The sequence below is a fragment of the Chloroflexota bacterium genome (assembly GCA_016235055.1).
Classification (GTDB): domain Bacteria; phylum Chloroflexota; class Anaerolineae; order JACRMK01; family JACRMK01; genus JACRMK01.
Genome location: JACRMK010000094.1, coordinates 43,100 through 52,009, shown reverse-complemented (window position 1 = coordinate 52,009; position 8,910 = coordinate 43,100). Strand labels below are relative to the sequence as shown.

General features: G+C 66.4%; 9 protein-coding genes and 1 tRNA gene. All 10 read left to right on the top strand.

Going from position 1 to position 8,910, the window contains the following annotated elements; all coding sequences use genetic code 11:
* Positions 1-208: 208 nt before the first annotated feature.
* The 10 genes from HZB53_21690 (at position 209) to hisA (ending at position 8,892) form a co-directional block, all read left to right on the top strand.
* Positions 209-281: transfer RNA gene (locus tag HZB53_21690), tRNA-Thr, on the top strand.
* Between the two features lie 430 nt (positions 282-711).
* The gene (gene hisZ / locus HZB53_21685) at positions 712-1,914 is read left to right on the top strand and encodes an ATP phosphoribosyltransferase regulatory subunit (protein ID MBI5880272.1); all 1,203 of its coding nucleotides are present in this window, start codon (positions 712-714) and stop codon (positions 1,912-1,914) included.
* Positions 1,914-2,558 (top strand): ATP phosphoribosyltransferase, encoded by a 645-nt coding sequence (locus tag HZB53_21680; protein ID MBI5880271.1) that lies wholly within the window; start codon positions 1,914-1,916, stop codon positions 2,556-2,558. The genes hisZ and HZB53_21680 overlap by 1 nt, the downstream gene beginning before the upstream one ends.
* A 28-nt stretch (positions 2,559-2,586) precedes the next feature.
* On the top strand, positions 2,587-3,267 hold the full coding sequence (locus HZB53_21675; protein MBI5880270.1) for a histidinol phosphate phosphatase domain-containing protein: 681 nt from the start codon (positions 2,587-2,589) through the stop codon (positions 3,265-3,267).
* On the top strand, positions 3,267-4,610 hold the full coding sequence (hisD, locus tag HZB53_21670; protein ID MBI5880269.1) for a histidinol dehydrogenase: 1,344 nt from the start codon (positions 3,267-3,269) through the stop codon (positions 4,608-4,610). Before HZB53_21675 ends, hisD begins: the two co-directional genes overlap by 1 nt.
* Before the next feature lie 19 nt (positions 4,611-4,629).
* On the top strand, positions 4,630-5,733 hold the full coding sequence (hisC, locus tag HZB53_21665; protein ID MBI5880268.1) for a histidinol-phosphate transaminase: 1,104 nt from the start codon (positions 4,630-4,632) through the stop codon (positions 5,731-5,733).
* Positions 5,730-6,332, top strand: coding sequence for an imidazoleglycerol-phosphate dehydratase HisB (hisB, locus tag HZB53_21660; GenBank protein ID MBI5880267.1), 603 nt, complete (start codon positions 5,730-5,732; stop codon positions 6,330-6,332). The genes hisC and hisB overlap by 4 nt, the downstream gene beginning before the upstream one ends.
* Positions 6,333-6,354: 22 nt before the next feature.
* Positions 6,355-6,969, top strand: coding sequence for an imidazole glycerol phosphate synthase subunit HisH (gene hisH, locus HZB53_21655; GenBank protein ID MBI5880266.1), 615 nt, complete (start codon positions 6,355-6,357; stop codon positions 6,967-6,969).
* Positions 6,970-7,085: 116 nt separating this feature from the next.
* Positions 7,086-8,147: an NAD-dependent epimerase/dehydratase family protein gene (locus HZB53_21650; GenBank protein MBI5880265.1), complete on the top strand. Its 1,062-nt coding sequence runs from the start codon at positions 7,086-7,088 to the stop codon at positions 8,145-8,147.
* Position 8,148: 1 nt separating this feature from the next.
* The gene (hisA, locus tag HZB53_21645; GenBank protein ID MBI5880264.1) at positions 8,149-8,892 is read left to right on the top strand and encodes a 1-(5-phosphoribosyl)-5-[(5-phosphoribosylamino)methylideneamino]imidazole-4-carboxamide isomerase; all 744 of its coding nucleotides are present in this window, start codon (positions 8,149-8,151) and stop codon (positions 8,890-8,892) included.
* The last annotated feature ends 18 nt before the right edge of the window (positions 8,893-8,910 follow it).

Sequence of the window (8,910 nt, the reverse complement as noted above, 5' to 3'; positions counted from 1 at the left end):
GTCCCCGGTCTATACACAAAGTTGGGAGGGGGTCGGGGGGAGGGCAACGCCGCTTTCTTGTCGAGCCAGCTTGCGTGATAAGCACCAAGGGGCCAGTTCATAGCAAGCCGGCATTGGAAAGTACCCGTCCAAAGCCAAAATGGGAATTGCTGGCTTGTCGCGCATATTTGCCCGAATGTCTGAACAACGCTAAAATATATTCCATTGCGCCACCCTAGCTCAATCGGCAGAGCAACCGCTTCGTAAGTGGTAGGTTATCGGTTCAACTCCGATGGGTGGCTTCGAGCGCATCATGGTGATGACCAATTTCGCATGCAATCCGGCTGTTAGCGCCCATCATCACGCCACGGGGTGAGTCGATTCCGCGCGCCCTCTGGCGCGCGTGCAACGGCTCACCGCTAGACTAGTCACGCTGACTAGTCTTTTTTGTTGTCTGATACTGTTTCTATATAGGTATGTTCCCATCGGATTGATTCATGAGCCGGTCGCATCGCAGAACCTTCGCCCTCCCCCCGACCCCCTCCCAGCTTCGCTGGGAGGGGGAGCGAGTGGTTGGGGATTGGCGCGGCGGCAAAGCCGCCGCGCCAATCCCCATTAGCTTTTCCCCTTCTCCCCCGCATTGCGGGGGAGAAGGGGTAGGGGATGAGGGGGCGCACTTCAACCATCTGTGCTTGCGCAACAGCTTTGAGGACATAGTCAAACGAAAACAGTATGAGAGTAACGATACCCATGCAGAATCGCGAGCACCTTGAACGCCAGTTGCCGCACGGGTTGAGCGACTGGTTCTATGAAGCCGCCGCCCAGCGCACCGAGTTGGAGCAGGCGTTGGCTGAGACCTTCCGGCGCTGGGGTTACGTCCAGATCATCCCGCCGATGTTCGAGTTCTACGAGAGCATCGCGGCGGAAGCCGGCACGCGCCTGCGCGAGGAGCTGTACCGCTTCTTCGACCGCGACGGCCGCACGCTGGCGCTGCGCGCCGACTTCACGATCCCGATCGCGCGCATCGTGGCCACGCGCCTGTTCGACCGCCCGATGCCGCTGCGCTTCTACTGCGTGGGCAGTGTCTTTCGCCACGAGGAGCCGCGCGCCGGCCGCCGTCGCCAGTTCACCCAGGCGGGCATCGAGTTGATCGGGGTGCGCTCCGCCGTAGCCGATGCCGAAGCGGTGGCGCTGGCCGTTGAATCGCTGCGCGCGATGGGGCTGAGCGGTTATCGCTTCAGCCTCGGCCAGATGGCGTACTTCCGCGCGCTGGTGGCCGGTCTGGGGCTGGACGACGAGCAGATCGCGCGCGTGCGGGCGGCGATCGAGCGGCGATCGAGCGGTGCATTGCAGGAACTGCTTCGCGACATGCCGATTGCACCGGATCGCAAGGCGATTCTGACGCGCCTGCCACACTGGCGGCACAGTGATCGCTGGCTGGATGACGCGCGCGAGTTGTGTATCGATGAGGCAACCACCACAGCGATCGACGACCTGCAGGCAGTCATGAGCCGGCTGGAGGCGATGGGCTACGGCGATGAAATCAGCGTGGACCTGGCCGCCCTGCGCGGCATGGACTACTACACCGGCATCGTGTTCGAGGGCTTTGTGCCGGATATCGGCTACCCGATTGTCAGCGGCGGCCGCTACGACGAGCTGATCGGCCACTATGGCGTCAGCCTGCCGGCCGTTGGCTTCGCGGTCGAGGTGGAGCGCGCCATGCTCGCGCTGCAGGACCGGCGCGTCTCCATCGCTCCGGACGCGGTGGGGGAGGCGTGCGAGCACGCCGCGTGCATGGCGCTGATCGCGGAGGCGCGGCGCGCGGGCGACCGCGTGCTGGTCGACTTGCAGGGGCGCAGCGGCGGCGCGCTGGCCGAATATGCGCGCTCGCTCGGCGCGGCGCGCGTGATGCCGTGCGCGCAGAAAGGGTCGTGATGCGAGGCTTGACGATTGCGCTGCCGAAAGGACGCCTGCTGAGCAATTCGCTGCGGGCGCTGGAGAGCGGCGGCGTGCATTTCGCCGAGGCGCACAAGGATTCGCGGCGGTTGATGTTCACCTCGACCGACGGCGGCTGGCGACTGATCCTCGTCAAACCGGTGGATGTGGTCACGTACGTGGAGCACGGCGCGGCCGATCTCGGCATCGTGGGCGAGGATGTCGTGCGCGAATCGGGTGTCGATGTGCTCCAGCCTTTGACGCTTCCGTTTGGTCAATGTAGAATCGTGGTGGCCGGGACGCCGCAGCAGAAACAGGCCAACCTGCGGCTGCTGACCAACCTGCGCGTGGCGACAAAGTACCCGCGCATCACGCGCGACCACTTCTCGCGTCACGGCCTGAGCGCCGAGATCATCGGGCTGAGCGGCTCGATCGAGCTCGGCCCGGCGATCGGCCTGGCCGACCTGCTGGTGGACGTGGTGGATACCGGACGCACGCTCCGCGAGAACGGCCTCGTCGAGATCGAGACGATACTCCATTCGGCGGCCTGCCTGATTGTGAACCGGGCCAGCCTGGTCATGTATTCCGACCGCATCAACCGGCTGGTCGAGACAATCGGCCGGTCGCTGCCGGAAGCCGCCTGAACGGCTCGGCCACGCAAGGACATGATTCATGCGCATTGATTTGCATACGCACACATTCTTCTCCGACGGCGAGATGCTGCCGAGCGAGTTGCTGCGGCGCGCCGTCGTGAACGGCACGGTCGCGCTGGCGATTACGGACCACGCCGACGCCTCCAATCTCGAAGAAATCATCAACCGCCTGCAGAACTACGCCGTGCAGCAGGCGGCCGACTTTGAGCTGGAGTTTCTGGTTGGCATCGAACTGACGCATGTGCTGCCGGCGCGGATCGGCATGCTGGCCGAGGATGCTAAGCGGCTTGGTGCGGATATCGTCGTCGTGCACGGCGAGACGCTGGCGGAGCCGGTCGCCAAGGGCACCAATCGCGCGGCCGTCGAGTCGCCGTTTGTGGACGTGCTGGCGCATCCCGGCTTCATCACGATCGAAGAGGCGCGCATTGCGGCCGCCACCGACGTGCACCTGGAACTGACGTCGCGGCTGCGGCACGCGCTGACCAACGGGCATACCGCGCAGGTGGCGCGCGAGGCGGGCGCCCGGCTCGCCGTCAATTCCGACGCGCACAGCCCGGCCGACCTGCTGGACGAGGCGCGCGCGATCGACGTGGCGCTCGGCGCCGGCCTGAGCGTCATGGAGGCCGAGTCCGCCGTCATACGCCACCCGCGGGCGCTGGTCGAGAAGATTGTGCGCCGCCGGAATGCGAGGCTGGCCTGATGCCCGTCGTGCGTATCATCCGGGATGCCGCCGAGGGCCGGCGCTTCATCACCCGCAACCGCTCGCTGACCGACCGCGAGGTGTCGCCCGAACTGCTGGACGGGCTGGCGCGGCTGTTCGGCGAGTCGCTCTCGCCCGATCAGGCGACGGCGCGCATTGTGGCGTCGGTGCGCGAGCGCGGCGCAGACGCGCTGCGCGAGTGGTCGCAGAAGCTGGAAGGCGTGGTGCCGGCCACGTTTGCCGTCAGCGCCAGCGAGATCGACGCCGCGTTCGAGGAGACGCCGCTGGCGGTGCGCGAGGCGCTGGCCCACTCGGCCGCGCGCGTGCGTACCTTCCACGAGAAGCAGTTGCGCCGCTCATGGCTGGACTGGGAAACCGACGGCACCGCGCTCGGCCAGATGATTCGCCCGCTGGAGCGGGTTGGCGTGTACGCGCCGGGCGGCCGCGCCCCGTACCCGTCGTCGCTGCTGATGGCCGTGGTCCCGGCGCAGGTGGCCGGCGTGCGCGAGATCATCGTGTGCAGCCCGCCGCAGAGCGACGGGCACGTGGCGCCGGTGGTGCTGGCCGCCGCGCGCACGGTCGGCGTCGATAAGGTCTTCGCGGTCGGCGGCGCGCAGGCGATCGCCGCGATGGCGTACGGCGCGGGGCCGGTGCCGCGCGTTGACAAGATCGTCGGCGCGGGCGGGTTGTTCGTCACGCTCGCCAAGCGAATGGTCTACGGGCAGACCGGCATCGACGGGCTGTACGGCCCGACCGAGACGCTGCTGATTGCCGACGATTCGCCCGATCCGGCCTGGGTCGCCGCCGACCTGCTAGCGCAGGCCGAGCACGACCCGCTGGCCTCGGCGGTGCTGCTGACGACCAGCGACGCGCAGGCCGAGGCGGTCGCGCAGGAACTGGAGCGCCAGATGCCGTTGTTGCCGCGCCGCGCCATCATTGCGCAAGCGCTGGCCGGGCAAGGCGCGATCATCGTCGTCGGCTCGCTGGACGAGGCGCTCGAACTCGGCAACCTGTACGCGCCGGAGCACATGTGCCTGCTGGTGCGCGACGCGTGGTCGCTGGTCGGGCGGGTGCAGAATGCCGGCGGCGTTTTCGTCGGGCACCAGACCTCCGAGGCACTGGGTGACTACGCCATCGGGCCGAGTCACATCATGCCAACGAGCGCCACAGCGCGCTTCGGGTCGCCGCTCAACGTCAACGATTTCCAGAAGATCATCAGCGTGTTCATGCTGGGCGAGCCGACGGCGCAAAACATCGCGGGCACGGCCATCACACTGGCCGAGGCCGAAGGCCTGACCGCGCACGCCAACGCCGTCAGACAGAGACTGGCAGCCAGCCGCTAGCGGCTAGAAAGGGAGACTCGTGTCATTCGATTTCAGCACACTAATCCGGCCGGACATTCTTGAGCAGCCGCTCTTCCAGTGGACGAACTCGCTGGAGGCCGCGTCGAAGCGGCTCGGCATTCCAGTGGAGAACCTGGCCAAGCTCTCGTCGAACGAGAACCTGTACGGACCATCGCCGAAGGTCATCGAGGCGGTTGCCAGGTTCAACGAGCTGCATTACTACCCCGACCCGATGTACCTGCGCCTGCGCGAGGCGCTCTCAAAACACACCGGCGCGCCGATTGAGCGCATCGCCGTGGGCAACGGCCTCGACGAAGTGATCCAGATGCTGATGCGCGTGCTGCTGCGTCCGGGTGACGCGATCATCGACTGCCCGCCGTCGTTCGAAATGTACCGGATGGAAGCGAGCATGGCGCATGGGCGCACCGTGAACGTGCCGCGCAGCGACGAGGACTTCTCGCTGAACCTCGACGGGATCGAGGCCGCCGTCGCCGCCGAACCCGGCATCAAGGCGCTCTGGCTGACTGCGCCGAACAACCCGGACGGCACGCTGCTACCGCCGGAGCACCTCAAGCGCCTGCTGAACCTGCCCGTGTTCGTCATCGTCGATGAGGCGTACGCCGACTTTGCGCCGTACAACTTCATGGACTGGACGCTCAAGTACGACAACCTCGCGGTCCTGCGCACCTTCAGCAAAGGGCCGGCGCTGGCCGGCCTGCGCATCGGCTACGGCGTCTTCCCCCGGATCCTGGCGGACAACCTCTGGAAGATCACGCCGCCGTTTAACATCAATGCAATCGGCGCCGTCGCCGCAACGGCCGCGCTGGAAGATTGGGATTACACGAAAAAGATCGCTGGGCTGATCATCGAGGAGCGCGAGAAGCTGTTCGAAGAACTGTCACAGTTCCCGTTCCTGCAACCGGTGCGCGGCCACGGCTCGTTTCTGCTGGCGCGCGTAGAGGGGCGCAGCGCGGCCGACCTGGCCGGAGCGATGGCCAAACATGGCTGTCTGATCCGCTCGTTCGACAGCGAGTACGTCAAGAACTGCATCCGCATCAGCATCGGCACCCCGCGCGAGACGCGCATGGTCGTCGATGCGTTGAAGGCGATTGTCGCGTCATGAGCGCGAGCGGCGCACCGCGCGCGGCCAGCATCGACCGCCGCACGAACGAAACGACCATCGCCGTGACGCTTGGGCTGGACGGCAGCGGCCGCCATGCGATTGCGACCGGCGTGCCGTTCTTCGACCACCTGCTGACGCATGTGGCCGTGCACGGCCTGTTCGACCTGACGGTACAGGCGCAGGGCGACCTGCAGATCGACGAGCACCACACGGTCGAGGACGTCGCGATCGTGCTGGGGCAGGCGCTCGACCGCGCGCTAGGTGACCGGCGCGGCATCCGGCGTATGGGCTATGCCTACGTGCCGATGGACGAGGCGCTGGCGTTCGTCGCCGTGGACCTGAGCGGGCGGCCGTACACGGTCGTCGAGGCGGCGTTCAGCACGCCGTCAATCGGCGCGCTCGGCACGAGCCTGGTGCCGCACGTGCTCGAATCGCTGGCGACCCATGCGCGGATGAACCTGCATGCGCGGGTGCTGTACGGGCGCGACGACCACCACAAGGCGGAGGCGCTGTTCAAGGCGCTCGGCCGCGCCCTGCGCGATGCGGTCGAGCCCGATCCGCGCCGTGCAGATGTGCCGTCAACGAAGGGCGTGCTGTGAGGCCGGGCCGGAGAGCCAGCGCGTGATCGCGATCATTGACTACAAGCTGTCCAACCTGCGCAGCGTCCAGCGCGCCTTCGCGCAGATCGGCGTGGAGGCACAGTTGTTGACCACGCCGGACGACCTGGCGCACGCGCGCGGCGCGGTGATCCCCGGGGTCGGCGCGTTCGGGCAGGCGATGAGCAACCTGCGCGAGGCCGGCTTTGTGGACCCGATTCACGAGTTTGTTGCCAGCGGCCGGCCGTTCGGCGGCATCTGCCTGGGTATGCAATTACTGTTCGATGAGAGCGAGGAACTTGGCCAGTACGCCGGGCTCAGCCTGCTGCCTGGTCAGGTCAAGCGGTTCTCGGGCGGCGTCAAGGTGCCACACATCGGCTGGAACCAGGTGCAGGTCGTGCGCGATACGCCGCTGCTGGCCGACGTGCCGAGCGGCAGTTACGCGTACTTCGTGCACTCGTACTACTGCGTGCCGGCCCGCGCGGCCGACACCTGCGCCACCACCGAGTACGACGGCGACTTCGCGTCGGTCGTTGCGCGGGACAACATCTACGGTTTTCAGTTCCACCCGGAGAAGAGCCAGCAGGTTGGCCTGCAGATGCTGCGCAACTTCGCGCGCCTCGCCGGCGAATCAGTCTAGCAAACCTATTCACCACAAAGACACAGAGGCACAAAGAAAACCTGGAAGAATCTCTTTGTGTCTTGGTGTCTTTGTGGTGAGATTGAATACAAGGAGCGCGGTTTAACCAGTTAGCCATGTCGAACTCAACACCGAAAACCTACCTCGTCACCGGCGGCGCCGGTTTCCTGGGTATCAACCTCGTGCGCCATCTGCTGGCGCGCGGGCATTCCGTCGTGTCGCTGGATATCGCGGACTTCACGTACCCGGAGAAAGATCGCGTCAAGGTCGTCAAGGGCGACATTCGCCGCAAGGACGACGTCGACCGCGCAATGGAGGGCGTGCAGATCGTGGTGCACACCGCCGCCGCGCTTCCGCTCTACACCCCGGCCGACATCCTTTCCACCGATATCGATGGCCTACGTGTTGTGCTACAGTCGTCGTACGAGCACAAGGTCGAGCGGATGATCCATATCTCCTCGACGGCCGTGTACGGCATCCCCGATCATCACCCGCTGCTGGAAGACGACCGCCTGCACGGCGTCGGCCCGTACGGCGAGGCGAAGGTGCAGGCCGAGCAGATCTGTGCCGAATACCGCGCCAAGGGGATGTGCGTGCCGGTCATCCGCCCGAAGTCGTTCGTGGGGCCGGAGCGCCTCGGCGTCTTCGCGCTGCTCTATGACTGGGCCAAGGACGGCGCGAATTTCCCGATGATCGGCAGCGGCAAGAACCGCTACCAGTTGCTCGACGTCGCAGACCTGTGCGACGCCATCTACCTGTGCGCCACGCTCGACGCGTCGGTAGTCAACGACACGTTCAACATCGGCGCGGGCGAGTTCACGACGATGGGCGAGGACTACCAGGCCGTGCTGACCGAGGCCGGCTTCAAGAAGCGCATCGTGCCGCTGCCGAAGGGGCCAATCATCGCCATCCTGAAGGTGCTGGAGGCGCTCAAGCTGTCGCCGCTCTACCGCTGGGTGTACGAGACGGCCGGCGAGGAGTCGTTCGTGTCGATTGAGCGCGCGCAGAAGAAGCTCGGCTACGCGCCGAAGTTCTCCAACAAGCAGGCGCTCGTGCGCAACTACCAGTGGTACATCGCGCACCTCAAGGACTTCGAGCACACGTCGGGTGTCTCGCACCGCGTGCCGTGGAAGCAGGGCGCACTCGGCATGGCGAAGTGGGTGTTCAAGCTACTCTGACATGAACATCTACCCGGCCATTGACATGCGCGGCGGCAAGGTCGTCCGCCTGCGGCAGGGCGACCCCAACGCGCAGACCGTCTACGCCGACGATCCGGCTCAGCAGGCGCAGCAGTGGGCGGCGCAGGGCGCGCGCTGGCTGCACGTCGTCAACCTTGACGGCGCGTTCACCGGCAGCGGCCACGCGGCGAGCGAGAGCCCGAACCTGGCGGCGCTGCGCCGCATTCTGGCGGCCGTGACGGTGCCGGTGCAGTTCGGTGGCGGCCTGCGCGATTTGGACGGCATCGAGGCCGCGCTCGGCATGGGCGTGGCGCGCGTCGTGCTCGGCACCGTCGCGGTGCAGCAGCCCGAGATCGTGCGCGAGGCGGTGGCGCGCTGGGGCGCGGCGTGCATTGTCGCCGGGCTTGACGCCAAGGACGGCATGATTGCCACGCACGGCTGGCAGACGACATCGGCGTTGACGGCATCCGAAGTGGCACGGCGCATGGGCGCGATGGGCGTTGAGCGGATCGTGTTCACGGATATTGCGCGCGACGGCATGCTGCAAGGCGTCAACGTGGCCGCCACGCGCGACCTGGCGCGAGCGAGCGGCGTGGCGATCATCGCGTCGGGCGGCGTCGCGTCGCTGGACGATATCACGCAGCTGCGCGCGCACGCGGCCGACGGCATCGAAGGCGTCATCATCGGGCAGGCGCTGTATACGGGTGCTGTGAAGTTAGTCGATGCACTGAGCGCGGCCGCCTAGCGCCTGCAAGGAAACGAA

What these genes read in the sequence shown, in the direction of transcription:
- hisZ (MBI5880272.1), top strand. Translation starts at nt 712, where the DNA reads ATGAGAGTAACGATACCCATGCAGAATCGCGAGCACCTTGAACGCCAG.
- HZB53_21680 (MBI5880271.1), top strand. Translation starts at nt 1,914, where the DNA reads ATGCGAGGCTTGACGATTGCGCTGCCGAAAGGACGCCTGCTGAGCAAT.
- HZB53_21675 (MBI5880270.1), top strand. Translation starts at nt 2,587, where the DNA reads ATGCGCATTGATTTGCATACGCACACATTCTTCTCCGACGGCGAGATG.
- hisD (MBI5880269.1), top strand. Translation starts at nt 3,267, where the DNA reads ATGCCCGTCGTGCGTATCATCCGGGATGCCGCCGAGGGCCGGCGCTTC.
- hisB (MBI5880267.1), top strand. Translation starts at nt 5,730, where the DNA reads ATGAGCGCGAGCGGCGCACCGCGCGCGGCCAGCATCGACCGCCGCACG.
- HZB53_21650 (MBI5880265.1), top strand. Translation starts at nt 7,086, where the DNA reads ATGTCGAACTCAACACCGAAAACCTACCTCGTCACCGGCGGCGCCGGT.
- hisA (MBI5880264.1), top strand. Translation starts at nt 8,149, where the DNA reads ATGAACATCTACCCGGCCATTGACATGCGCGGCGGCAAGGTCGTCCGC.